The organism is Sharpea porci (genome assembly GCF_009695655.1).
Taxonomy (GTDB): Bacteria; Bacillota_I; Bacilli_A; order Erysipelotrichales; family Coprobacillaceae; genus Sharpea; species Sharpea porci.
Genome location: NZ_VUNM01000002.1, coordinates 110,589 through 137,013 on the forward strand (window position 1 = coordinate 110,589; position 26,425 = coordinate 137,013).

At 36.6% G+C, this 26,425-nt stretch carries 27 protein-coding genes; 19 read left to right on the plus strand and 8 right to left on the minus strand.

The window, feature by feature from the left end; genetic code table 11:
- Position 1 precedes the first annotated feature (1 nt).
- Positions 2–1,624 (plus strand): FAD-dependent oxidoreductase, encoded by a 1,623-nt coding sequence (locus FYJ79_RS01830; protein ID WP_154514264.1) that lies wholly within the window; start codon positions 2–4, stop codon positions 1,622–1,624.
- A 79-nt stretch (positions 1,625–1,703) separates the two neighbouring features.
- Here the strand turns inward: FYJ79_RS01830 and FYJ79_RS01835 are convergent, their stop codons facing one another.
- From FYJ79_RS01835 to FYJ79_RS01850, 4 genes are all read right to left on the minus strand, one after another.
- Positions 1,704–2,585 carry a DUF1002 domain-containing protein gene (locus FYJ79_RS01835; RefSeq protein WP_195836986.1) on the minus strand — a complete coding sequence of 294 codons (882 nt, stop codon included), beginning with the start codon at positions 2,583–2,585 and terminating at the stop codon, positions 1,704–1,706.
- Positions 2,586–2,711: 126 nt separating this feature from the next.
- Positions 2,712–3,485 carry a type III pantothenate kinase gene (locus FYJ79_RS01840; RefSeq protein ID WP_154514266.1) on the minus strand — a complete coding sequence of 258 codons (774 nt, stop codon included), beginning with the start codon at positions 3,483–3,485 and terminating at the stop codon, positions 2,712–2,714.
- Positions 3,486–4,667 (minus strand): bifunctional phosphopantothenoylcysteine decarboxylase/phosphopantothenate--cysteine ligase CoaBC, encoded by a 1,182-nt coding sequence (gene coaBC, locus FYJ79_RS01845; RefSeq protein WP_154514267.1) that lies wholly within the window; start codon positions 4,665–4,667, stop codon positions 3,486–3,488.
- Positions 4,660–5,271 carry an ECF transporter S component gene (locus tag FYJ79_RS01850; protein WP_154514268.1) on the minus strand — a complete coding sequence of 204 codons (612 nt, stop codon included), beginning with the start codon at positions 5,269–5,271 and terminating at the stop codon, positions 4,660–4,662. Before FYJ79_RS01850 ends, coaBC begins: the two co-directional genes overlap by 8 nt.
- Positions 5,272–5,662: 391 nt before the next feature.
- On the opposite strand from FYJ79_RS01850, the gene FYJ79_RS01855 reads away from it, so the two are divergent.
- Together FYJ79_RS01855 and FYJ79_RS01860 are read left to right on the plus strand one after the other, a co-directional pair.
- Positions 5,663–6,241: a CPBP family intramembrane glutamic endopeptidase gene (locus FYJ79_RS01855; RefSeq protein WP_154514269.1), complete on the plus strand. Its 579-nt coding sequence runs from the start codon at positions 5,663–5,665 to the stop codon at positions 6,239–6,241.
- Positions 6,242–6,331: 90 nt separating this feature from the next.
- Complete coding sequence (locus FYJ79_RS01860; RefSeq protein ID WP_154514270.1) at positions 6,332–7,738, plus strand: alanine/glycine:cation symporter family protein; 1,407 nt, start codon at positions 6,332–6,334, stop codon at positions 7,736–7,738.
- A gap of 21 nt (positions 7,739–7,759) precedes the next feature.
- Here the strand turns inward: FYJ79_RS01860 and FYJ79_RS01865 are convergent, their stop codons facing one another.
- A complete protein-coding gene (locus FYJ79_RS01865; protein WP_154514271.1) occupies positions 7,760–8,638 on the minus strand; it encodes a MurR/RpiR family transcriptional regulator in 879 nt (292 codons plus the stop codon).
- A gap of 154 nt (positions 8,639–8,792) precedes the next feature.
- Between FYJ79_RS01865 and FYJ79_RS01870 the strand changes: the two genes are divergently transcribed.
- The gene (locus FYJ79_RS01870) at positions 8,793–10,175 is read left to right on the plus strand and encodes a glycoside hydrolase family 1 protein (protein WP_154514272.1); all 1,383 of its coding nucleotides are present in this window, start codon (positions 8,793–8,795) and stop codon (positions 10,173–10,175) included.
- 29 nt (positions 10,176–10,204) lie between these two features.
- Here the strand turns inward: FYJ79_RS01870 and FYJ79_RS01875 are convergent, their stop codons facing one another.
- Complete coding sequence (locus FYJ79_RS01875; protein WP_154514273.1) at positions 10,205–10,777, minus strand: ferritin family protein; 573 nt, start codon at positions 10,775–10,777, stop codon at positions 10,205–10,207.
- A gap of 177 nt (positions 10,778–10,954) precedes the next feature.
- On the opposite strand from FYJ79_RS01875, the gene FYJ79_RS01880 reads away from it, so the two are divergent.
- Positions 10,955–12,259 carry an alpha-amylase family glycosyl hydrolase gene (locus FYJ79_RS01880; protein ID WP_154514274.1) on the plus strand — a complete coding sequence of 435 codons (1,305 nt, stop codon included), beginning with the start codon at positions 10,955–10,957 and terminating at the stop codon, positions 12,257–12,259.
- 24 nt (positions 12,260–12,283) lie between these two features.
- Here FYJ79_RS01880 and FYJ79_RS01885 read toward each other — a convergent pair whose 3' ends face one another.
- Positions 12,284–13,867, minus strand: a complete 1,584-nt coding sequence (locus FYJ79_RS01885) for an ABC1 kinase family protein (protein ID WP_154514275.1) — start codon at positions 13,865–13,867, stop codon at positions 12,284–12,286.
- Positions 13,868–13,870: 3 nt separating this feature from the next.
- Entirely contained in the window at positions 13,871–14,167 is a 297-nt protein-coding gene (locus FYJ79_RS01890; protein ID WP_154514276.1) for a phasin family protein, read from the minus strand.
- Between the two features lie 248 nt (positions 14,168–14,415).
- On the opposite strand from FYJ79_RS01890, the gene FYJ79_RS01895 reads away from it, so the two are divergent.
- The 14 genes from FYJ79_RS01895 to FYJ79_RS01960 all read left to right on the plus strand — a co-directional run bounded on the left by FYJ79_RS01895 (position 14,416) and on the right by FYJ79_RS01960 (position 26,377).
- Positions 14,416–15,057 (plus strand): Crp/Fnr family transcriptional regulator, encoded by a 642-nt coding sequence (locus FYJ79_RS01895; RefSeq protein ID WP_154514277.1) that lies wholly within the window; start codon positions 14,416–14,418, stop codon positions 15,055–15,057.
- Between the two features lie 46 nt (positions 15,058–15,103).
- The gene (murI, locus tag FYJ79_RS01900; protein ID WP_154514278.1) at positions 15,104–15,880 is read left to right on the plus strand and encodes a glutamate racemase; all 777 of its coding nucleotides are present in this window, start codon (positions 15,104–15,106) and stop codon (positions 15,878–15,880) included.
- A gap of 83 nt (positions 15,881–15,963) precedes the next feature.
- Positions 15,964–16,869: a S1C family serine protease gene (locus FYJ79_RS01905; protein ID WP_154514279.1), complete on the plus strand. Its 906-nt coding sequence runs from the start codon at positions 15,964–15,966 to the stop codon at positions 16,867–16,869.
- A gap of 88 nt (positions 16,870–16,957) precedes the next feature.
- Positions 16,958–17,350: a hypothetical protein gene (locus tag FYJ79_RS01910; RefSeq protein ID WP_154514280.1), complete on the plus strand. Its 393-nt coding sequence runs from the start codon at positions 16,958–16,960 to the stop codon at positions 17,348–17,350.
- A gap of 2 nt (positions 17,351–17,352) precedes the next feature.
- Positions 17,353–18,186: a DUF5685 family protein gene (locus tag FYJ79_RS01915; protein ID WP_154514281.1), complete on the plus strand. Its 834-nt coding sequence runs from the start codon at positions 17,353–17,355 to the stop codon at positions 18,184–18,186.
- Positions 18,173–18,778: a J domain-containing protein gene (locus FYJ79_RS01920; protein ID WP_154514282.1), complete on the plus strand. Its 606-nt coding sequence runs from the start codon at positions 18,173–18,175 to the stop codon at positions 18,776–18,778. Before FYJ79_RS01915 ends, FYJ79_RS01920 begins: the two co-directional genes overlap by 14 nt.
- 164 nt (positions 18,779–18,942) lie before the next feature.
- Entirely contained in the window at positions 18,943–19,707 is a 765-nt protein-coding gene (locus tag FYJ79_RS01925) for a prepilin peptidase (protein WP_154514283.1), read from the plus strand.
- 22 nt (positions 19,708–19,729) lie between these two features.
- A complete protein-coding gene (locus FYJ79_RS01930; RefSeq protein WP_154514284.1) occupies positions 19,730–20,917 on the plus strand; it encodes a type II secretion system F family protein in 1,188 nt (395 codons plus the stop codon).
- Positions 20,918–20,927: 10 nt separating this feature from the next.
- Positions 20,928–21,827 (plus strand): type IV pilus biogenesis protein PilM, encoded by a 900-nt coding sequence (gene pilM, locus FYJ79_RS01935; protein WP_154514285.1) that lies wholly within the window; start codon positions 20,928–20,930, stop codon positions 21,825–21,827.
- A gap of 4 nt (positions 21,828–21,831) precedes the next feature.
- Entirely contained in the window at positions 21,832–22,473 is a 642-nt protein-coding gene (locus FYJ79_RS01940; protein WP_154514286.1) for a hypothetical protein, read from the plus strand.
- 2 nt (positions 22,474–22,475) lie between these two features.
- Positions 22,476–23,099 carry a type II secretion system protein GspM gene (gene gspM / locus FYJ79_RS01945; protein ID WP_154514287.1) on the plus strand — a complete coding sequence of 208 codons (624 nt, stop codon included), beginning with the start codon at positions 22,476–22,478 and terminating at the stop codon, positions 23,097–23,099.
- Positions 23,100–23,112: 13 nt separating this feature from the next.
- Positions 23,113–23,631: a hypothetical protein gene (locus FYJ79_RS01950; protein ID WP_154514288.1), complete on the plus strand. Its 519-nt coding sequence runs from the start codon at positions 23,113–23,115 to the stop codon at positions 23,629–23,631.
- A gap of 11 nt (positions 23,632–23,642) precedes the next feature.
- Positions 23,643–25,322, plus strand: coding sequence for a GspE/PulE family protein (locus FYJ79_RS01955; RefSeq protein ID WP_154514289.1), 1,680 nt, complete (start codon positions 23,643–23,645; stop codon positions 25,320–25,322).
- Between the two features lie 8 nt (positions 25,323–25,330).
- A complete protein-coding gene (locus FYJ79_RS01960) occupies positions 25,331–26,377 on the plus strand; it encodes a type IV pilus twitching motility protein PilT (RefSeq protein WP_154514290.1) in 1,047 nt (348 codons plus the stop codon).
- Positions 26,378–26,425: the final 48 nt, after the last annotated feature.

Here is a 26,425-nt window from a genome sequence, read left to right on the forward strand (position 1 = left end):
TATGATTGATAAAGATTTATATGACGCTATTGTCATAGGTGGTGGTCCAGCAGGCTTAACGGCTGCAATGTATCTTGCAAGAGCTTGTTATCGTGTGCTTGTCGTTGAAAAGGAAAAGTTTGGCGGACAGATTACCATTACTGCTGAAGTTGTCAACTATCCAGGTGCTACGCCACAAAGTGGTGAGGAGCTAACGGAGAAGATGCGCAAACAGGCTGAAAGCTTTGGCGCTGAATTCATGTTAGCTGATGTGACAGAGCTTGACTTCTCAGATGAAGTAAAGATTGTAAAAACATCACGTGGTGATTTGCGCACACTTGGTGTTCTTCTTGCGACAGGAGCGCACCCTCGTCAGCTTGGTTTTGATGGTGAAGCAGAGTTTAAAGGTCATGGTGTTGCTTATTGTGCAACATGTGATGGCGAATTCTATACCGGTAAAGAGGTCTTTGTCATAGGTGGAGGATTTGCGGCAGCTGAAGAGGCTGTCTTCCTCACACGCTATGCAAGCCATGTTACAATGCTTGTGCGTGAAGATGATTTTACTTGCGCTAAAGAAGTAGCTGACAAAGCAAGAGAGAATAAGCATATTACTATTCTTACAAATACGGAAGTCGTATCTGCTAAGGGTGATTCTGTATTACGTACACTTACATATAAAAACAATCAAACAGGAGAAATCTTTACTTATAATGCTCAAGACAATGACACTTTTGGCATCTTTGTATTTGCCGGATATGTCCCATCGACCAATCTTGTGCAGGGAATAGCAAAGCTTAATCCTCAAGGCTATGTCATTACCGATGAAAGCAAACAAACAACAATGCCTGGACTCTATGCAGCAGGGGATGTTTGTATTAAACCCCTTAGACAAGTCGTTACAGCGACTGGTGATGGAGCAATAGCTGCCACAGAAATGGAAAAATATCTTTCCAAGCAACGTGCATTAACAGGCCTTTCTACTTCCATGCCTGTTAAACGTGCAAGTGTTCATCAAGCTGAATCTCAACCAAAGACTTCAAATAATGAACTCTTAGATGATGCCATGAAACAACAACTTAATGCCGTCTTTGATAAAATGACAGAAACACTTACTCTTGAAATATATTTGGATGATAGAGAAGTTTCACAAGAACTCAAAGCGTATATGAGGGCATTATCTTCTTTAACAGATAAACTCATCATCAAAGAAGGCGATGAACAAGTCAAAGAGACACCTTATGTACAAATACGAAAGGCCAATGGCGAAAAAGCGGGCTTTAGTTTTCATGGTGCACCTGGTGGACATGAGTTTACATCCTTTGTCTTAACCCTTTATAACATGGCTTCAAGTGGACAGCCCATTGATCCATCCTTAAAATCCACAATTGAATCCATCAACAAAGATGTCCATATGACCATCATGGTATCTTTAAGCTGTACTATGTGTCCTGATCTCGTTGTTGCAGCAGGTCGACTAGCATCTCTTAATCCTCATATTCATGTTGATGTCTATGACCTCAACCATTTTACTGAACTCAAAGACAAATATCATGTGATGAGTGTTCCATGCTTTGTCATTGATGACAAGCAACCAGAATTTGGTAAAAAGAATGTAGAACAACTCACATCTCTCATTATGAATTAAATAATCTTTTTCCATTAATAAAAGGGCCACATAGGTGGTCCTTTTGCATATAAAAAAGGATTTAGCTGTGAGCTAAATCCTATTTGCCAGTAAAGAAGTTGATAATGGATGAAAGGAAATCTTTGACTTTTGATGCTAAGGAAGAAAGAAAGCCTTTGTTTTTGTTAAGGATATCAGCATAACCTTTAATGCTTTCATAAATATTCTTAGCTTGTGTTTTTAAAGCATCTTCATCAAGATTAATGTTTTTGATTTTATCCATTAAATCAAGAATTTTGTTTTCTGTATCTTCGTTTAATTGAATATTTTGTTTATTCTCTAGCTCTTTGAGTGCTTCTTTACCTTTCTCGCGTGTATAGTCATCACCCATGGATGCAACATTCTGTTTTAAGGCTGCAACTAAATCAGCAGCATCGTCCTTTGATCCAGTTTCCTTAGCAACATCAGAAGTGACACTTAGTTCATTATTAGCTGTATCAACAGCGTTATTGTTTAATGATTTACCTGTCATGATTTCATATGATTTTGTGGCTGCTACAAGGGCTGCAGTACCGGAAATTTTGAAAGGACCAGCAACTGTCAGCTTGACATCCTTCACACCAGCAGTGATTAATGCATTTTGATACATTTTCTCAGTGACATAAGTAATATTTTTTGTATTCACAGTAATACCGGAATTTGTATCCATTTGTTCAAGAAGAACGCTTGAAAGAGCACGGGAACCAATCTGTGAAGCAGAGATATAGCTACTTAAATATTTCTTTTCTTCTTCATGGGTCACATAGGATACGTTATAGTCATTTTCGTTATCAACACCAAGTAGCTTGAGAACTGTTGCTTTTTCATTTGCATTCAAATCTTTGCCTAATACAAGATAAGCTTCGCTATCAGCTTTAACTTGGCTTACTGGAATAACCATTGCCATTGTCAACAAAGCAAAAAGCATTTTCTTTATTTTCATGAAATATACCTCCTTCATGACATCCATAGTATACCACATCTTCCTTTGATTTGAACATTCCATGCATAATAAGGAGTTTTCAACATTAAAAAGAGCTCTCTTGAAAGAGAACTCTTATAAGAAAGATTATTTGTTTTTGTTTTTGTCAAAAATAATCTTTAAGCCTTTAAATGTAAGATCTGGATCATAAATATCGATAAGATCAGTCTGGTTGGCAATAATTCGACCAAGACCACCGGTAGAAACAACACGCATTTCTTGGTTGCCATATTCTTCCTTGATTTTTTTGATAATGTATTCTGTCTGTCCAATGTAACCAAAGACCACCCCTGACTGCATTGATGTTACTGTGTTTTTGCCAATGACAACATCTGGTTTTGTGATTTCAATTTCTGGTAGCTGAGCAGCCATGGAACTTAAGGCATTTGCGGTAATACCGATACCTGGTGAAGTTACTCCACCAATAAATTCTCCTTTGCCTGTCACAACGTCGAAGGTTGTAGCGGTACCAAAGTCGATGACAATACAAGGTCCCCCATATGTATAGTAGGCACCTGCCGCATCAACGAGACGATCAGCACCTAGTGATGAAGGGTGATCAATATGAATGGATATGCCTGTTTTAACGCCTGGACCAATAAAGAGTGGCTTGACATCAAGGTATTTGATGATAGAGCTTGCAAAAGAATAGTTAATTTTTGGAACGACGGATGAAATGATAGCAGCATGAATATCGCTAGCTTCATAACCAGAAGCATTGATAAAGGACACCAGGAATGTCCCATATTCATCACTTGTACGCTGGAATCTTGTTGTTAAACGGAAGTTGTTGATGAGGTTGTTGTCATCATAGAGTCCCATTGTAATATTTGTGTTTCCAATATCTATAACTAATAACATTTATTTTTCCTCTATTTCTTTTAATTTCATCAAGATTTTAAAACCTAACTCTTCTTTGCTGGATTTCTTTAAAGATTCATTACCCTCTCTTGTAATGAATGTCACAATATTTGTATCAGTTCCAAATCCTGCTCCTTGTTCAGTTAAGCTATTAGCAACAATCATATCAGCATTTTTATTGATGAGCTTTTTCTGTGCATTTTCCAATAGATTCTCGGTTTCCATCGCAAAGCCACAAATAACCTGATGATCCTTTTTGTTTTCACCCAAAGCTTGAAGGATATCACGATTCTTTTTGAAAGTCACTGAAAGTGTGTCTGAATGTTTCTTAATTTTATTTTCAGCAATATGTTCTGCACGATAATCACCAACAGCAGCTGACATAATAATATAGTCATAGAAAGGAGCAAGAGTGACAAGAGCATCATACATTTCATGAGCTGTTGTAACATGTTCAACCTCTATTAAGGGAAGGTTGATATTGACTGGACCACTCACAATCTTGACCTGGGCACCAAGCAAAAATGCAGCTCTAGCAATGGCATAACCCATTTTGCCTGTCGAATGATTGGAAATAAAGCGAACAGGGTCGAGTGACTCCTGAGTTGGACCAGCCGAAACAAGAACTTTCTTGCCTGACAAAGGATGATTACTTAAGGCATAATCCATCATTAATCTTATTGTTGTAAAATCAGCAAGCTTGCCTTTTCCTACAATACCGCAAGCCAAGAGTCCTGTATCTGGTTCAACAAAGAGTATACCATCTTTTTTAAGCTGATTGATATTGCGCTGGGTTGCCTTGTTTTGATACATATTCACATTCATGGCAGGAGCGATAAGCTTTGGACATGTTGCGGCTAAAAAGCTAGCCGTCAGCATGTTATCAGCAATACCATTAGCTAGTTTTGCAATAGTATTTGCACTTGCAGGTACAACCATAAAGAGATCGGCATCTTTGACGAGATCGATATGGGTAATATGACCAATGTCATCATCAAAGACATCAACATAGACTTTCTTTTTTATCAGAGATTGAATAGAGAGAGGAGTGACAAACTGACAGGCAGATTTTGTCATAATGACTTCGAGTTCATAATCGGTTTTTGTTAAATCGGAAATGAGCTGAATTGCTTTAAAAGCTGCAATACTGCCAGTTATGCCAATAACGATTTTTTTAGGCATACTTCTTTTCCTTTCGATATACATTAATAAGGACCTTAGAGAGTGCTAAGGCAATGATTGTCCCAACAACTGCTTCTAGCATGCCATTTGTTGCAATAATGCCAAGTAAATAAGGCAATAATTCGCTAAAACTCTTACCTAAAGCTTTTGCATAGCTGGCGCCAAAAAGGACATAGATGCCTCCTAATACAAGGACGGTATTGGTTAAGGCACCAAGAAATGCACTTACAATCATGGCAATAAACTGATTCTTGTTTTTTAATGCCTGATAAATTGTACCAGCAACATAGCCAATAGCCATTCTTGGAAGAATAGCTTCAAAGAGTGATAGGATATTACCTGAGATAAATGGTGAGAAAATAAAAGATGTTGCTGTAGGCTGGATGGTATTAATGACTAACGAAAGTAAGCCAAAGACAAATCCAACAATAACACCTTGTTTTCTACCAAGAACAATGGCTGCAACGATAACTGGAATATGCATTGTTGTAGCACGTAATGGCCCGATGGGAATAAATCCTAAAAATGGCACAATAAAGAGCATGATTTCAATTGCAATAAACATTGCAAGCAGGACAAGATCCTTAGTTTTTGATTGATTCAATTGTAGTTCCTCCACTGTCGCTCATCAGATGCGACGCTTTCTTATAATTTATCGGCTAGAGAAGCTGTAGGTGCCATAGGGGTCACCACAAAAATGTTCTTTTACCGACAGAACTATTATATCAAACACAAGAGAAGATGTTAAGAATTGTGTTTTTTAGAAAATAGTGACCTGAATTGGAAAATTACATGCCAGTTTTGGATGGGGTGTTAGAAATTGAGTCTTACACTAAAAGTATGATAACGACTGGTAATTGAATGATAATCACTAAACAATAAAGCGTGATTATTTGAAAGAGCTTTCGTATAATGAAATTATGAATATATGAGCTTTGTTAGGGAAATTAAACATTACATATATATAATTCCTAACAGGTAGAAATGAGGAAATCATGGCTTTAAGTGAAAAGAAAAAGAAAATATGTACGTATCTATTTGTTGTTGTTCTATGGCAGTTTATAGCGCCAGTCTTCTTGTATTTGCTTTTTAGGGATATCCATATATCTGTTTTTGGTGATATTATTGTTGCACCTATTATTCTTTATATCTTTAGAAAGAATTACCAGAAGCTCTCATTAAAAGAAATATTAGAAGCTATTGTTATGGCGATAGGAGGATTTGTCATTGTTGCTGTCATTCTTTACTTCTTTCCGATGAAATCATTGAATCAACAAATGATTGAAGAAATCTTACAGACTTATCCTATTTTATCCTGTCTTTCAGCAATTCTATTTGCACCCATTGTGGAAGAGGCTATCTTTCGTATGATGATATTCACACTGATTAAGAATAGATGGGTTGCTTTAGCTACATCAACAATCTTATTTGCCTTTGCACATACAATTAATCTTGTGACAATCATTCCTTATCTTGTTGTAGGTTTCATCATGGGTATTGCATATATGCGCCATGGCCTAACAAGTGCGACACTTACTCATATGATCTATAATGCTTTAGGCATCTTTATTTAGCTTTTTTTCAAATCATGTAAACATCAGAAAAAGTTGGTATTCCTTTTGTCTTTTCGCTATACTGTTGAAATAGATGAAAGGAAGTGTTTTATGTTAGGAATACTTAAAGATATTGATAGTATTATGTATTATCCCATATTATTGGTGATATTAGGCTTTGCCGCATTATATTTTACAATGCGTACACGTTTTGTGCAGGTTCGACATTTCAAAGAATCATTACGTATTATTTTTGAAAAGCCAAGTGATGATCGTGCTGTTTCTTCATTCCAGGCTTTGATGGTTTCTACAGCATCACGAGTTGGAACAGGAAATATTGTCGGGGTGTCAACAGCCATCTGTTTAGGGGGACCTGGGGCAGTATTTTGGATGTGGCTTTTAGCTTTCTTTGGTGCTTCTTCTGCCTTTATGGAAAGTACGTTAGCTCAGATATATAAAAAGAAAAACAAAGAAACAGGGGAATACTTTGGTGGCCCTGCTTATTATATTGAACAAGCTCTTCATTCAAAGTTCTTCGCGGGAGCTTTTGTTGTCTTTTTGATATTAACTTATGGTGTTGGTTTCAATATGCTTTGTAGCTATAACTTGCAATCAACCTTTATCGAATATTCTTTTTACAATGTTAAAACAACACCTTATATTATTGGTGCTATTTTAGCACTTCTTGTAGCCGTTGTTCTATTTGGCGGTGGTAAACGTATTGTTCATATTACGGAAATTGTTGTTCCGGTGATGGGGATACTCTATGTGCTTGCTTCACTTATTGTTTTAATAGCCCATGCCTCAATTATTCCAGCAGTTGTTAAAATGGTCATTCATGATGCCTTTAATTTCAAGGCGATTTTTTCAGGGATGGCAGGCAGCTGTATGATCTATGGTATTAAACGCGGCCTTTATTCCAATGAAGCAGGTGTCGGATCTGCGCCAAATGCGAGTGCTTCAGCCGATGTTACACATCCTGTTAAGCAGGGTTTAGTACAGATGCTTTCTGTCTATATCGATACACTTTTACTTTGTTCAGCAACAGCTATCATGTGCTTATCATCAGGTATATTACCTTCAGTAAAGCTTTCTGGAGCACCTTATGTCCAAAATGCATTGGCAACAGTTTTTGGTGAATTTGGACCTATCTTTATTACGGTTGCCATGATTCTCTTTGCCTTTACAACATTAATTGGTAATCTTTATTATGTTGATAATGCTGTTGCTTACTTGAATAAGAAAAAAGTCCCAGGTAAAAGAACGATGAAGTTCATTCATGTCATTTGTGTATTTGTGATTTTTGCCGGTGCTATTATACCAATGGATGCAGCATGGGCCTTAGCTGACATTTCTATGGGGCTTATGACGCTCATTAATTTACCAGCATGTTTCTTATTAAGTTCAACAGTTATTAATGCACTTAAAGACTATGAAGAACAACGACAATATAGAGAACATCCGATCTTTAAAGCACAGGATATGGGCTTAGAAGGACTGGATTGTTGGAATGAATAAAACGAGGCATAAAGCCTCGTTTTATTCATTGTCATCTTTTAATAAATGGGCTGGACGCTTATCACTCATTTGGTCAAAACTAATCTTGCGTTCTAAATGCCCTTCATAGTCTTCCTGGAAATAACAGCTATAGATAACCGAAAGAATATATTCAAAAGAGAGAATACTTGAGAAAGGAGCAATTTTATTGAAAAGTTTTTCTCTTGTATCAATACGAATGATAATATCAGCATAACGAGAGAGATGGTTATCGCCTAAGCTTGTGATAGCTACTACAGGTGTATGTTTGCTTTTGAGAATTTGCACCCAACGAATCACTGTTTCTGTTTCCCCGCTATATGAAATAACAATAGCCAGATGATCAGGCGCGGATGCTGAAGCAAGAAAGGTCTGTGAGCCATCAAGTGAACGCATATCTACATTTTTGCCAATTCTTGTCATTTTGTTTTGAAAAAGTCCTGCCGCAAGCAAAGAATTCTCCGTTCCATATAAATCAATAGCTCTCGCTTTTTTCATGAGGGCGACTACTTTTCTTAAATCCTTTTCATCAAGAAGGGCCTGCGTATGTTCAATCGTCTGATTTGCAAGGACGGCGAGATTGTTCATGATATTCTCATAGCTATCTTCCTTTGTGAAGGGAAAATTGACATCAATCTCATTCTCTTGAACAGCTAATTTTTCAAGCTCTGCTGAATAACGGATACGGAAGTCATTATAGCCTTCTAAACCTATTTTCTTAGTCAGGCGGACAATGGTAGCAGGAGACGTATAAGTTTTTTCTGCTAGTATGGATATGGAGTCTTTGACTACTTCCTTACCATGAGCAAGAATGTAGCGTGCAATGCCTTTTTCGCTGTCAGTAAAATGTTCTTCTAATTCTAACTTTGTTCGTATGTTCATATTAAATCACCGTTCTTATTATAACATGAAAATCTTTTTCAAAAAATAGGATATGTATTGAAAAAGACTGAAACAAAATTGAAAGCCCTTTGTGTTATCTTTACTTCTTCTTTTAGATAAGCGTAAAATAGATTTATCTAAGGAGGATTTTAAAATGTCACAATTACCAAAACAATTTTATTGGGGAGGATCGGTCTCTTCATTTCAGACGGAAGGAGCTTGGAATGAAGGTGGAAAGGGGTTATCCATCTATGATGTTCGACCTACTCCTGAAGGTCATGCTGATTGGAAAGTAGCCATTGATGAATACCACCGTTATAAAGAAGATATTGCTTTAATGAAGCAAATGCATTTTAACTTTTATCGCTTTTCCATTGCCTGGAGTCGTATTATTCCTAATGGTGATGATGAAATTAATGAAGAAGGTGTTGATTTTTATAATCGGCTGATTGATGAACTTATTGCCAATGGCATTACACCTATGATTACACTTGTTCATTTTGATATGCCTTATAAGCTTGTCAAAGAATATAATGGCTTTGCTTCACGTCATGTTGTGGATTTATTTGAACGTTATGCAAGAGTATGCATGGAGCGATTTGGTGATCGTGTTAAGCATTGGATGAGTTTTAATGAACAGAATTTACATTCTATACGTCTTATTTATTCTAATGCAGAAGTTGTGCCTGAAGGAGTGAGTGAGCCAGCATTTCTCTATCAGGTTGCGCATAATGTCATGATTGCTCATTGTAAAGCTGTCAAGGCCTTAAGAGAACTTGTGCCAGATGCTAAATTTGGTGGCATGACAACAATTACAAGTTATTATCCTGCAACAACAACACCACAAAACAATCTCTTTGTCCAAAAAGCAAATAATCTTATGAATATGTGGGTAACACATGTGCATGCGAAAGGGAGCTATCCAAGTTACTATATGCAATATCTTAAAGAACGTGGATGGTTTCCACACTTTGAAGAAGGCGATGAAGAGCTTCTGAAGAATACATGTGATTATTTATGTTTCTCTTATTATCGCAGTAATACACTTACTGAAGGTGAGTTTGACATGACAACACCATTTGCTGAGATTGTAGAAAAGCATGTTGTGAAAAATCCTCATCTTGAAGCCACAGAATGGGGTTGGGAGAAAGATGCCAAAGGATTGCGTTATGTCATGAATGATCTCTATGAACGCTATGATATACCAATCTTCATTCTTGAAAATGGTATGGGTGCAAGAGAATCACTTGATAAAAATGGTGAAATAAATGATGATTATCGCATCAAGTATCATCGTGAACATATTGAAGAAATGAAAAAGGCCATCCTGGAAGATGGTGTGGAATGTCTTGGCTATATTACCTGGGGACCTATTGATATTCCATCAAGTAGCTGTGAGGTGGCTAAAAGATATGGCTTTGTCTATGTCAATCGTACGGATAGTGAACTGTTAGATTTAAGAAGAATTCCTAAGAAATCCTTCTACTGGATTGCTCAGGTATTTGGCAGTAATGGAGAAAATCTTAATAATAATTAAAAAGGTACCGGAATTCCGGTACCTGTCTTTTACTTACCAAAGTATCTCTTTAATAAACCTTCGAATGCTTTACCATGACGAGCTTCATCACGACCGATTTCATGAACAGTATCATGAATAGCATCTAAGTTTAATTGTTTAGCTTTGCTTGCTATATCCTGTCTTGCCTGAGTAGCACCATATTCAGCTTCAGCACGCATCTTTAAGTTTTCTTCAGTAGAATTAGTTAAAACTTCACCTAATAATTCTGCAAACTTAGCAGCATGTTCAGCTTCTTCCCAAGCAGCTTTTTCATAGAAAGCACCAATTTCAGGATAGCCTTCACGAATAGCTACACGGCTCATAGCTAAATACATACCAACTTCTGAGCATTCACCTTCGAAGCAAGCTCTTAAGTCATTTTTTAATTCTTCAGGAGCATCTTTTGCAACACCTAATACATGTTCACAAGCCCAAGTCTTATTTTCTTCATCTAGAGGAACAAATTTTGATTTTGGCTGATGACATGTTGGACAAGTCCAAGTATCAGGTAAATCAGCAAACTTTACGCCTTCTTTTTCTTCGTCATAGATATGACCGCAAACTGTACATCTGTATTTCATTTTTCTTCATCCTTTCTTAGAGGGGTTACCTCTCACACACTACCCACATTATTAACTAAATCATTTTTAATTGCAATTAATTTGCTTAAAAATAAATTTTTGATATTTTTAGAATATATTTCTCAAGCGTTTTTGAACAGTGTATAATAGTACACAAGATTAAAGGAGGAATGTGAGATGTGGTTCAATAAGAGTGTTTTCTATCAGATCTATACATTAAACTTTTGTGATGCACCTAGCTTCAATGATGGTGTAGTTGAAGAACATCGTATCTTGAGAGTGTTATCATTTAGTGATTATTTAAAAGAATTAGGAATTAAGGCTGTCTATTTCAATCCGATCTTTTCGAGTGATCACCATGGCTATGATACTCGTGATTATCGTCGCTTAGATGAACGCTTAGGCCATAATGAGGATTTTAAGAAGGTTGTGGATGATCTTCATAAGAAAGGTATGAAGGTTGTTCTTGATGGTGTTTTCAACCATGTGGGAAGAGGCTTCTTTGCTTTTGAAGATGTCAAAAGTCATCGTGAAAATAGTCGCTATAAAGACTGGTTCCATATAGATTTTCATGGTAATTCTGATTATGATGATGGCTTCTGGTATGAAGGATGGGAAGGACATTATGAATTAGTCAAACTTAATCTAGATAATCCGGAAGTTCAGAATTATCTTAAGGATTCAGTAAAATTCTGGATTGAATATTTCGATATTGATGGTATTCGTCTTGATGTTGCCTATTCATTACCACGTTGGTTCATGGCTATGCTTTCTGACTTTGGGCGTAGCTTCAAGCCTGATTTCTTCATGCTTGGAGAAGTACTTGGTGATAATGCGGGTTATATGTTTGATGAAGGACACCTGGATGCCATCACAGATTATCCTGGTTACAAAGGTATGTGGAGTAGTTTTAATTCATTAAATATGTTTGAAATTGCCCATACGTTAAAACGTAATATGTTTGATATGTATCGTGGTAAAAGCTTACTCACTTTCTTGGATAACCATGATGTTGATCGTATTGCAAGCAAGCTAACAGATAAAAAGAAATTGCCATTACTCTTTGCCTTGCAGCTGACATTGCCAGGTATTCCATGTATTTATTATGGATCAGAATGGGGAACTGAAGGCAAAAAAATTCCTGGGCAGAGCGATGATAGCTTGCGTCCAGCCTTCGAGAAACCAGAGCCAAATGAATTAACAGAATATATTGCCAAGCTGATTCATTTAAGAAATGAGCATCAAGCCCTTAATAGTGGACAGTTTAAAGAACTTCTTTTGACAAATAAACAATATGTGTTTGAAAGAGAAGCGGAAGGAGAAAGAATTATCGTTGCTTTAAATATTGATGATGCGCCATTTGTTGCACATTTCAATGCCAATAGTGGGACAGGTGAAGACTTACTGACACATGAAATGCATGACTTTGGAGCTGGCAGTACTTTAGCACCACTTTCTATTTCTATTTGGAAAACAGAATAAATGAAAAAGGCCCTTAGGGGCCTTTTAATCTTGATCATGTTCTAATCGCCAAAGCAGCATGACAACGAGAATTGTTCCTACAACATAACCAATAAAAGAAAGTAGGGGCATGCCAAAGACATTATGCTCTAATGGTGATAAAGTCAGTATACTTGCTGAAAGATAGAAAAAACCAGAAACAATAGCAATGACAATATGATTCCAGTTATGCTTTTCTAAACGCAAATCACGATCACTTTTATTTTCTTTAATATTCAATGTGATATGTCCATTCTTCGCAAGCTTAAGAAGATCATAAACGATTGATGGTGTGGCTATGCCTTTTTTGCTTGATGTATAGAGAGATTGGATAATATGCATTATCTGGGTTTTTAAATCAAGCTCTTTCTGCCATTTGATACGCATATGATTAGCGAGAATTTCAATGAGATTGCATGTCGGTGAGATTTCTCCCAAAGTCCCGTTAATAGTCAGCATTGCTCTTAAAAGCAATGTCAGATCAGCTGGTACAGCTATCTTGTTTGTTTTAACGATTTCAATACATCCTTCAATAAGTGGACCAAAGTCAAAATCCCCAAAATTACGTTGCTTATATTTCTCAACAATCATATTCAGCTGATAAATCAGTTGACCTTCATTTATTTTCTGTTCTGGCTTTGTCAGCATTAAGAAAGCTTCTTCTAAATCATAAATATCATCATCTAAAACGGCTTTGATACCTTTTGTGAGAATCTGTTGAGTTGATGGTGTTACAGTACCCATCATGCCAAAATCAATCCAGGCAATCTTGCTATCAGTAACATGAATGTTACCAGGGTGTGGATCTGCATGAAAAAAGCCATCATCAAGAATTTGTTTGACAAAGTTCTCGGCTGTCTTTTTCGCAATATCATCAATATCATAACCTAAATTCTTTAATTCATTAACATGGTCGATTTGTAGATTACCAACATCATTCATGACAATAAGGTGTCTTGTTGTATACTCATGATAGACATGAGGAACAAGAATGTAGTTGATATCCTGATTACATAGGGCAAAATGATCAATATTATCTGCTTCCTTGAAGAAGTCCATTTCTATCTGACTTGTTCGCCATAATTCCTCAATAACAGCTCGAAAATCAAGTAAATCACCTGTTCCTGTCGCTAATTTCAAAATCTTGCAGGCTTGTCTTAACAACTTTATATCTGCTTCCATTGTCTCATAGATATAAGGCCGTTGTACTTTGACAACGACCTTTTCACCACTTAGTAGAAAGGCTTCATGTACTTGAGCAATGGAGGCGGATCCTAAGGGTTCTTTATTAATTGAGGAAAAGACTTCTTGAATGGGCTGCTTTAACTCCTCTTCAATAATATGTTTGACTTCATCATAGGCCAAAGGAGTGACGTCTGTCCTCAGCTTTTCGAGTTCTTTACAGTATTCATGGGGAATCATATCGGAACGCATACTCATGATTTGCCCGAATTTGACATATGTTGGCCCAAGATCTTCAAGAATCTCTCTTAGCTTGACGGGTGTCAGACCAGTCAGAATATGATGTTTATTTAAGACAGAAATGATTTCACTTAATCTTCGAGAAGCATGTTTGTCTTCTCTTACCATAAACTAGTCTTCCTGTTTTTTTTCTTCTTCTTCTTCTTCGCTGTCCATTTCAGCAAGCTTTGCCTTTAAAGCTTCTCTTTCTTCTTTAGAAAGTTTTTCAACACGATTCAACATCGCATCACTTACCTTATTGCTTGCTTTGCGCTTAAGCTCTTCATTGAGGACTTTTCCCTGATCAACAGTGATTTCACCTTTCTTAACAAGATCATCAATAATATCTTTTGATTTTTCTGCAGTTGTAGCAGCTGCACCAATACCCAATAATAACAACTTCTTTACATTTTCAGTTAAATGATCCATAAAATTCACGCTCCTTTTAATATCTATATTGTATCACACAACAACACTTATCAAAAGGATTCTGATTTGTTTAGTATAAGAAAAAGTTTTTAACTAGCCAAAGCAATGTGATGAGGTTAGCTTTAATGAATCATAGACTTTATATAATCAATCAAATCAATCCTATTCTATCAATTGAAAAATACTCATAAAGGATATGATTTGAAATAGAAATGAAACTCATATAAAATAAGGCTAAGGAGAGTTGTATGAATATTGAATTACTTACAAAATTGCCTGTTTTTAAGGATATAGAAGCAAGAGAATTAGAAGACTTGCTAAAAAAAATAAGAAGTCGTGAAGCTTTCTTTGAAAGAGGGGAGCAGGTCTTTTCCCAAGGAGATATCATTCATGAGATTGGTGTTGTTTTAGCAGGGGAATTGAATGGAATTGGCGTAGATTTAGTTGGCCATGCGAATATTGTTGCTCATTTGAGTGCTCCGGATATTTTTGGTGAGGCTTATGCCAATATGCGTGAACCAATGCTTATTAGTATCGTAGCACAGACACCGGCTCATATTCTTTTTATCGATGTTGATGCGATGCGTAAAGTTAATCATGCTAAGCTAAATGAGAATATATTGATGCTTATTGCAATGAAAAACTTACAACTTTCACGTAAGATTTTAATGATAACTCCCAAAAGCATTAGCGAACGTATTCTTTCCTATCTCTCAACACAAGCGGCTTTGTGGCACAGTGATGAATTTGATATCCCTTTTGACAGACAACAGCTTGCTGATTATCTATTAGTTGATCGCTCGGCTTTATCTCACAGCTTATCCGTATTAAAAAGGGATGGTATTATTGATTATCACAAGAATCACTTTAAGGTGTTTGTGAGAGATTGATTTTATTGTTTAGTAAGACTAAGATGTGTTTGGAGGATTTGAAAAGATGAAAAAAGATTTAAAAGGATATATAGGTGTATTTGATTCAGGACTTGGAGGTATTTCTGTTTTAAAGGAAATGGTTAAGCTCCTGCCTCATGAAAAGTTCTATTTCTATGGTGATAGCGCCCGTGCTCCTTATGGTGAAAGAACACTTAAGGAAGTTCAGGATTATACTATGGAAACAATGAATAATATGGTTAATCATGGTGTCAAGGCTGTTGTTGTAGCTTGTAATACAGCAACAAGTGCAGCTATTGAAATGGTCAGAGATGTTTTTACTGATATTATCGTAATTGGGGTGGAACCAGCATTGAAGCCTGCTGCAGAAGCTCATGATGGTGAAATCTTAGTGATGGCTACTGAAAACACATTAAGACTTGATAAATATCATGAACTAGCGAAAACATATGGCAATCATGTCAATGTCAAAGAAGTTGCATGCAATGGGCTTGCTCAGGCAATTGAAAAGGGCGATGTTGATGGTGAAGAAGTACGTGTTGTTCTTCATAAACTTTTAGCGCCTTATAAAGGTGAAGTGAAGAGCGTTGTGCTTGGCTGTACGCATTATCCTTTTGTCAAGAAAGCTATTCGTGAGGTGCTAGGTGATGATATTAAGTTCTATGATGGAGCAGCAGGAACAGCACGCCAGTTAGCGAATAAATTAGAAGAAGCGGGAAAACTTAATACTGAAGGTGAAGGAGAAGTGATTTTTGAATCAAGTAAGAATGATCCAGAAGAAATTGCTCTTTATCAATCCTTCCTTAATAAATCCACTGATTAATTCCCATAGTTTCACAAAATATGTACATAGAATTCATGCAATACATGGATATACTAAAAGCATATTCGAAAGGAATGATAAATATGAATGAAAATGAAATGAATAATCAGGCAAAGAAAAGAAGTATTGGTTCAGCCTTTATCATTATTTTGCTTGTACTTGTTTTATGCTTTGGAGCAGGGGCTGGAGGCGCATATCTTGTCTTAAAGATAAATGGTGCTTCAGTCATCACAACAACAACTTCAACAGCAACGCAAACAACAACATCCAGCAAGAAAGATGCATCAGCCATTGCGAAAAAAATGACAGATTCTGTTGTAGCTATTACAACAGAAGCCATGACAACAAGTAATTTCTGGTTTGGTAGTCAGGTTGTCTCAGGAGCAGGTTCTGGTGTCATTATGAGCAGTGATGGCTATATCATCACAAATGCCCATGTTGTTAATGGGGCCAGCACTATTAAGGTCACAACAAGTGATGAAAAGACTTATACTGCAAAATTAGTGGGTAAATATACACAGGGTGATATTGCTGTTATCAAGATTAATGCCACGGGCTTAAGCGCTGCAACATTTGGCGATAGTGATAAGATTACACAGGGCCAAACTGCTTATGCCGTAGGTAATCCTGAAGGTACATTCTCTGGTTCTATTACTTCAGGTATAGTTTCAGCATTAAATCGAACAATCACTGTTTCCATTGATGACGATTCATCATCATCTAATAATGACAACAACCAATACTCTCAATATTTTGGCCGCACACAGAGTGCTTCAACAGCTGTCAAACTTAATGTCATTCAGACAGATGCAGCAGTTTCTCCTGGTAATTCAGGCGGTGGTTTATTTGACAGTAATGGTACATTAATTGGTATTGTTAATGCCAAGAGCTCTGATTCTAATTCTGAAGGCTTAGGGTTCGCAATTCCTGTCAATACAGCCTTAAAAATTGCTAAGAGCTTGATTTCAAAAGGAACTTATACAGCTTAAAAGAAGGACTTGTCCTTCTTTTTTGTGACGTAGTTCATGAAATGTTCATAGGAAAGCTTTAATCTTGTCAATATTTTAGGAGGAGAATATGCGAAATTTCTTATATCGATTGATGATGGGCCGTTATGGCAGTGATCGTCTGAATAAACATCTCTTAGTACTGTCCGTTGTTTTGACTTTATGTAATATCTTTGTACAAAGTGTTGTCATTTATATACTTGTCTATATACTTTTATTGTATGTCCTTTTCAGAATGCTTTCTAAGAATATCAATAAACGCTATCAGGAGAACCAAAAATATGAGCAGTTGATTGCACCTCTTTTAAAGCGTATAACACTTTTCAAGAAATCATCACAGGATAAGGATCACAAATATTTTATTTGTCCAAACTGTAAACAAATTGTAAGAGTACCAAAAGGCAAAGGACGTATTGATATTCGTTGTCCTCGCTGTGCTACTGTTTTTGAAAAGAGAACTTAGTTATGTTTGGTTATATCCAGTACAATAAAGAAGCGTTGAGTGAAGAGGAATATGCCATTTATCGTTCTTATTATTGCGGTTTATGCAAGTCCATCAAACAATTATATGGTATTAAGATGACACGTATCTTATCCAATGATTTAACCTTCATTCAAATTCTTTTAAGTGCTCTCAATGAACCCGATGAAGTTATTCATGAAGAAAAGTGTGCTGTTCATTATATGCGTAAGATTACAAGTCGGACGAATTGTTATGATGACTATGTCGCAAAGATGAATGTTGTTCTCGCTTATTTTAAGGCAGTTGATGATGTTCGTGATGAGGGTAGGAATAAGGGAATGTTAAAGACACTTAAGCAGCCTTTCTTAAATATTAAAGAAGAATATCCTCATAAAATTGCTTCTATTGAAAAAGCCCTGGATGCTATTCATCAATTGGAAGATGAAAAATGTGAGAATTTAGATCTTTTATGTAATACATTTGGCCAGGTGATGGGGGAGATTGTTTCTTTTGATGCCATTTTTGGTGAAGAACTCTATCAGCTTGGTTATCATTTAGGAAAATTTATATATTTGATGGATGCTTATGATGATATTGAAGAAGATATAAAGAAAGCAACTTTTAATCCGTTGAAAGAGAGATATCATGATGCACATTTTGATGATGATATGAAAATGATGCTTGAAGTCTTTATGGGTGATGCGTCGCTTGCTTTTGAGAGATTACCCATAATTACGCATGGCCAGATTTTAAGAAATATTCTCTATTCTGGTGTATGGGCAAAGTATAATCAAGTAAGAGAAAAAAGGGGAGAAAAGAAGAATGAATCCTTATGATATATTAGGTATTTCAAGTGATGCAAGTGATGAAGAAGTCAAGAAGGCCTATCGCAAGCTTTCTAAGAAATATCATCCAGATGCCAATATAGGTTCACCACATCAGGCTGAATATACAGAAAAATTCAAGGAAGTCCAAAATGCCTATAAAACCATTATGGATGCAAGAAAAAATGGTACACAGCCTCACTTTAATGGACAGTATGAGAATCAGACGGGGCAAGAAGCTTATGCTTATAATCAAGCAGCAATGTATATGCAGGCAAACCAGTTTGATGAAGCCTGGAAGATTCTTGATACAATTCGTGTACGCAATGATGTCTGGTTCTATTATTCTGCCATTTGTCAGAATGCCTTAGGCAATCGTTTACAGGCTATTGAATTTGCGAAAACAGCCTACAGCATGAATCCTAATAATCTAGAATACATCATTCTTTTACAATCATTACAATCCGGATCATCACAATATCAACAGACCTCTTCACAATATGGACGGGCGATGTCGCCAAGCCAATGTTGTTATGCCTATTTATTACTGCAATGTCTTTGCGGGGCATGCTTTGGTGGACGTTATGGTATCATTTGTTGTTAGACGCTTAGGCGTCTTTTTTGTATTTTCGAGCTTTTTTTAGAAAAATAGGGATGAAATCCATGGATATCGTCTATTTATCATTCAAATGCATGAATGGGTGTGGTATCATGACGTTAATATGTTGGTAATCATTATTTGCTTATGTGATAGAAGTGAGGTGTGCAATGGATTCAGTTCTTATATTTTGTTATCTCTATTGTTTTGTGTTTGGATGTTGTATTGCATCCTTTATGAATGTTGTGGTTTATCGTTTACCACGAGGTATTTCAATTGCTAAGGGGCGTAGTTTTTGTGGTTCTTGCCATCATATGCTTCATGCCATTGATCTTATTCCAATCTTGAGCTATGTCTTTTTAAAGGGACGTTGTCGTTATTGTCATGCTAAGATTTCTATACGTCATCCCCTTATTGAGTTGGTGGGTGGTCTGCTGGCGATGCTATCTTTTGCACATTATGGCTTTAGCCTTATGACCCCTCTTGTCTTTAGCTTGGCAATGGTATTGATGGCTATTACATTGATTGATATTGATACAATGACGATACCTGATCAGTTAAATATTGCGGTTGGGGTGATAGCAATTATTTCGCTTTTTGTCTATTCCATGCCTTTAGCTTCACGAATACTAGGAGCTGTTGTCTATAGTGGGGGAATGATTGCCATCAATTTCCTCAAAGAAGAGAGCTTTGGTGGGGGCGATATCAAGTTATGTATCCCCCTAGGCTTTATGCTTGGTATTGTGAATATGACAGTGGGAATGTTTTTGGCTATCTTAGTTGCTGGTATATATGCAATCATCTTGCTTTTAACACATAATACAAAACTCCAATCACATATGGCATTTGGTCCTTTTATTTGTGGAGGATGTTTGATTGGCTTGCTGTATGGTGGCCAGCTCGCTACTTCATATTTGCGTTTATTTGGGTTATAATAACTATAAGGATGTGAACAACATGGCAGTATATCGTTATCGTGCAATGGATATTTATTCCAAGAAATCTTCAGGAAAAATGGAAGCTGAAGATGAAAGTGCACTTAGAAAACAATTAAAAGAACAAGAACTTTTCCTGCTTGATGCAAAAGAAGTACAGGATAACAATATGCAGAAACGTATGTCGGACAAAGACTGTGCTGATTTATGCCGTCAGCTTGGTACAATGTTGAATTCAGGTATTTCCCTGATTTCCGCGATGTCGATCGTGACAAGACGTGAAAGCAATAAGCGTATACGCAAGATTTATCGTAATGTCTATATTAAGCTCCAGCAAGGTTATCCTATGAGCAGAGCATTAAGCGCACAAAAGGGTGTCTTCTCACCGTTGATGATTAATATGGTGCGTGCTGCTGAATCATCGGGTTCACTTGACAAGACTTTTCTCAAGCTATCAGATCAGTTTTCAAGAGATAATAAACTAAGCCAAAAGGTAAAAAGTGCAATGCTTTATCCTATTATTCTACTGATTGTCACGATTATTGTTATGCTTGTTGTCTTTACCGTAATCTTACCTAACTTCTTTAATGTCTTTAATGGTTATCATATTCCAACAATCACAAAAGTAATGTTTGGTATTTCTAAATTCTTTAAAAATTACTGGTATTGGGTTGTTGTCTTGATTCTATCGATTATTGCTGCAATAAGTTATTCATTACGTATTTCTAAGATACGTCTTGCCTGGGATCACTTTAAAGTCACTTGTCCAAAAGTGAAAGATCTCATCAGAGTAATCTATACAGCGCGTTTTGCTCGTTCCCTCTCTTCGCTCTATTCAGCAGGTATTTCAATGATTTCTGCTTTAACACTGGCAAGAAAAACTGTCAATAATACCTATATTGATGGTCAATTTGACAATGCAATTAAAGATATTCGTGATGGTTCATCACTTTCTCATGCGATGGATCAAATTGATGGTTTTGACCCCAAACTTTCAAGTTCCATCTATATTGGTGAGGAAACAGGGCGTCTTGATGATATGTTGGATAGCATTGCCCGTGATTTTGATTTTGATGCGGAAATAGCAACAGAAAAACTCATCACAGTCTTACAGCCATTGATGATTATTCTTCTTGGCTTTTTGATTGGACTTGTTATTTTATCAGTAATGTTGCCTCTTTATTCATTATATGGCAGCATTGGCGGTTAGGAGGAGCATAATGGCAAATATCATTTATCTTTCAGCAACAAATATAGAGGTTGTCTGTGGTACACGTAAGCGTGATGCCATCTCAGTAGATTTTCATAGACATATTCCATTAGAAGAGGGAGCACTGATCAACGGTGTCATTATTGATGAAGCACCTATTAAACAGCATCTCCTCACACTTAAGGGAGAGGGCATCAATGAAGCTGTTCTCATTATTGACAGCAATAAGATTCTTGCCAAGAGCTTATCAATTCCCAAAATGAACCATAAACAAATTCTTGCTTATGTGCAGGATGAATTATCATCTCTCTATGATGGTGATGATAAACTTATCTATGATTATGCTTATCTTGGTGATAATAGTGAAGTGAAAGGCTCATCACGTATCTTTGCGGTGGGCATTGAAAAGAGCTTTTTAGAGAATTATCTGCATTTATTTGAAGATGTGGGAATCACACTTACAGCTGTTGATTTCTCCATCAATGCTCTTATCAACCTTACTGATTGTTTGCCAGGATTAATGGATGAATCTTATGCCATTACATCCATCGATGGCAATAATCTCACAAGTGTTGTCTTTACCCATGGGGATTATGCATTAACAAGCAGAAATAGAATATTTACAACCGAAGAAGATCCAACAAGCTTTGTCACACAGGTCACTAATGTTATGAGTAATTTAACTCAGTTTGCTTCTTCAGCCCAAAACAATGCTTCATTTAAAGAAGTCTATTTTACAGGAATCAGTAAACCAACAAGTAAGATTCTTTTTGCAGCAATTGCGAATCAGTTGAATTTAAGAGCACGTTTCTTGCCTGATCTTAGAAATGTCTATGCTTCAAAGCCGGGACGTGATGAATTATCTCTTAATACATATTTATATACTTTAGGATATCTCATAGGGGAGTAGGACAATGAATAAATTAATGAATAAAAAACTAAATCTACTTGAAGCCTATGAGCAATCTTTCCTTGATCCTCATCGCTATGATCGTATCAAGAGACTTATTCCACTCATGGTCATTGCTTTAGTGCTTCTCGCTTTCTTTATTTCCATGACGTTATTAACAAGAAAGGTTGATAATGAATCAGAAGCAATCAATAGCCAGATTAAAACAGTTCAAAGAGCAATTAATCAAACAGATAAAGGTCCATATCAAAAGCTTGATAAAATGCAAAAGGCACTAAGTGCTATAAAGAGTGTTGATGATTCTATTAACAGCCTTATCAAGTTTGACAAAGCAACACTTACTGACCTCATCTCAACAGCAAGTCAACAAGGTGTGACTATTACGAGTATTACCTTTAACCAACAAGAAAATAAATTGACGATTGGCTGTTCAACAGCGACAGCGACAAAGGTCACAAGCTTTGTTAAATCATTACGTGAAGACACAAAGCACTATGACAATATTTCATATACAGGTTACTCTGAACAGGTGACACAAACAACATCAGCAGATCAAATCAATCAGAATGCACCAACACAACCAGTCACTCAGACAACAACAACCTATAATTTCCAAGTTTCTATGAAGCTTGTAAAGGAGGCTTAGGTATGAAGGAATTACTCACAACATTAACAGAAAGAGAAAAAAAGCTGATCTATATTCTTGTGCTCTTTCTTTTGGTTATTGGGGGCTGGTTTCTTGTCATTAAGCCTTCACTAAAAAATTATAACCAGGCAAAACTTAATAAAGCCAATCGTGCTGCTGAACTTACTAAGCTAAAAGATGAGCTGAAAGACTATCAGCAGGCTGATGGCCAGCTGGCTATTTTAGATCAGAATTATCAGGTGATTATTGATAAATATAATGGTGTTTATACAAATGATGAGATCGATGATCTCATCACCAAGCAAATCATGGCTTCTGGCTTAACACCTGCATCGCTTAATATAAGTGAGGGCAATACTGTTGAACAGAATTCTTCTAACAGCACGACAAATAAACAAAAAGAAGTATCAACAAAGACAACATCATCCAATATTATTACGAAAACAGTGACCACAACAGTACAAGGAAATCTGAATGGTGTTGGGAATTTATTGGATAAAGTGAAAACAATGAAAGGTGTTTCAGTGGCATCCATGAACTATAGTGATAAACAAGATTCATCTTCACAAAGCACAAATATCAATAGTTATGATATAACATTCTTAGTTTATATGATTGATAAATAATGGGAGGGATATGATGGAAAGGCAGCTCACTTTAGGAGATCTTTTTAAACAGCTTGCGTCTATCATTCTTATTATTGTCAGTGTGATTGCGATTGTGTTAGGCGTCAGGCAAACACTTCAGTATTCTAGAGACATGCGTGCTAAAAATGTTTTGATGAATAGTGTGAAAACATATGTTGAAGAAGAGCTGAAATATGCCTCTGATATACGTATAGCGCCAACACGACCTGGTGAGGATTATCATACGTTAAAGATAAAAAAAGGTTATCTTTATAAAGATAACAAAAGAGTACTCAAAAAGATAATGAATCATGACAATAAGCTATCAATTACTATTATGGCTTTTGATTTAACGCATTCACGCATTGATATTAACTATACACTTTATTTTCACAATGAGACCTACAAAGAGCGTGATACTTTAAAATTGCTTAATTTAAATGTTCCCCATGACTATGCCAATAAGCCAACGGATCGCTTTGTGCGTCTGTCGCTCGATGATCATGAACGAACACTATATTATAAAGAATAAGAGGGACGAATATGGCAAAGAATCTGAGAATAGGTGAAGTATTGCTTGAATCGGGAGCAATTACACAAGAACAACTTGATGAAGCCTTAAAAGCGCAAAAAGCTGACCGTAGTAAGAAGTTAGGACAGCATTTGATTGATTTAGGCTTTGTCAGTGAAGAAACAATGTTGATTGCATTATCCGAGAAGCTTGGATATCCTGTTATTTCTATTGAAACTTATCAGGTCAATGTAGATGCGGTTGCCAAGATACCGGTTGAACTGGCTAAAAAATACAGCATGATTGCGATTGATTTCAAGGATGATGGCAATACGCTTGTTGTTGCGACAAATGACCCATTGAATTTTTATGGCTTAGAAGATATCCGTTTAGTGACAAATCTTCATATTGAAATCAATCTGGCTCTTAAGAAAGACATTAGTCAGGCCATAGACTATTATTATTCACAGGTTTCAAGTAAAGAAGCAGCAGAAAATATTAATGAGAATGCGGATGATTTTGTCATCAATGATGAAGATATGTTCAATTCAGAAGATGATGATACACCGGTCGTTAAATTACTGAATTCATTGTTGCTTAGAGGTTATAATGAAGGGGCATCCGATATTCATATCGAACCCTTTGAAGATGAAATCTTTATTCGTATGCGTATTGATGGCATGCTTATTGATATGATGAAATTATCTATTAAGGTTCGTGATCCATTAACTGTGCGTGCAAAGATACTTGCAGGTATGGATATCACTGAAAAGCGTTTGCCTCAGGATGGTCATATTATTGTAACAATCAACAATATCAAAATGAATTTACGTGTCTCTGTTGTGCCAACAGTGCATGGCGAGAAGATTGTTATGCGTTATTTAAATACCAATACACCTATTGATAATGGTAATACTTTTGGGATGGATGATAAGGATTATAAGAAGGTTGTTGAGATGATGAACCAACCTAATGGTATCATCTATGTCACTGGACCAACTGGTTCAGGTAAAACAACAACGCTTTATTTAGTTATGCAGTCTCTTGCGAAAAGACGTATTAATATTGAAACAATTGAGGATCCAGTTGAACAACAATTGGATCGTATTAACCAGGTGCAGGTTAATAATCAGGCTGGGATGACTTTTGAAAGCGGACTAAGAGCTCTCTTGCGTCAGGATCCAGATATCATTATGGTTGGTGAAACCAGAGATGCACAGACGGCTTCTATCTCAGTAAGAGCGGCGATCACGGGTCACCTTGTTGTTTCTACATTACATACAAATGATGCCATTTCAACAGTTGTGCGTCTAGAAGATATGGGTATCGAGCCTTATCTTGTTGCCAATTCATTAGTGGGTGTTATTGCCCAGCGTCTTGTCCGTAAAGTCTGTCCATATTGTGGTGAACTCGTGGCAGCAAGCCCTGAAGATCAACGTATCGCAAAGAAAAAGATTGACTATGTAGTTAAGGCTAAGGGTTGTCATATGTGTAATAATACTGGCTATAAAGGACGTGTGGCGGTTCATGAAATTATTATGTTTGATCACCATTTGCGTAAAATGATTAATGATCGTGCTGATAATGGGGCAATGTTGTCCTATATTCAACAAAATCAGGACTTCCGTACACTCTTTGATGAAGCATTGGAACTTGTGGAAAATAAATTGACAACGATTGAAGAATTAAAACGCATTGTAACAACGGATTAGGTGATAATATGAGTAGATTAGATGAAGTCTTAGAAAATGCAAGAGCCATGCGCTATTCGGATGTTCATATTGACAGTAAAGGTCAGGTTCTCGTGCGCAACAATGGTATATTAGAGCACTATCCAGTGCAGTTTTCAGGCCAAGAGACAAATGCAATGCTTCAGGATTTGTGTGCTAATAGAGATCTCTCTTTGCTTGAACAGCGTCGTGATCTTGATTTTGTATATGTGGAAAATGGCAATCGTTATCGTGTGAATGTTTTTCGCCAGCAAGGTACACTTAGTGCAGCTTTACGTATTATCTTTGAACAAATTCGTTCACTTGATGAACTTGGCTTACCAACATCACTCTATAAACTCACTAAGGAGCCTAGAGGCTTAGTTCTTGTGACAGGTCCAACAGGTAGTGGTAAATCAACAACATTGGCTGCCATGATTGATGAGATCAATAAAGAGAGACATTGTCATATACTGACTATTGAAGATCCCGTTGAATATTTGTATCAGGAGAAACAAGCGCTCATTCATCAACGTGAGCTTGGTCAGGATGTTGATTCTTTTGATACAGCCTTACGTTCTGCTTTACGTGAAGACCCTGATGTCATTCTTGTCGGAGAAATGCGTGATTATGAAACTATTTCATCAGTTATTACATTAGCGGAAACTGGACATCTCGTATTCTCAACATTACATACTATAGGTGCTGCCAAAACCATTGACCGTATTGTGGATGTATTTCCATCCCATCGCCAAGACCAGGTTAGAACGCAGCTTGCAGGTGTACTAAAGGCTGTTGTCACACAGACATTGTTGCCAAGAAGCGATCAAACAGGCCGAGTGCCTGCTTTTGAAATCATGCTTGTAAATGATGCTATTGCGAATTTGATTCGTGAGGATAAAGTGCATCAAATTGGGACAATGATTCAGACAGGTACACATGAAGGCATGCAGACATTGAACTTCTCGCTGATGAAATTAGTTAGAGAAGGGAAAATATCGATGGATATCGCAAAAAGTTATTCGGATAATCCAAAAGAACTTATGCAGTATCTCTAATTGAAAAGACTTCCCATTGAATTGGGAAGTCTTTTCAATGATCATCCA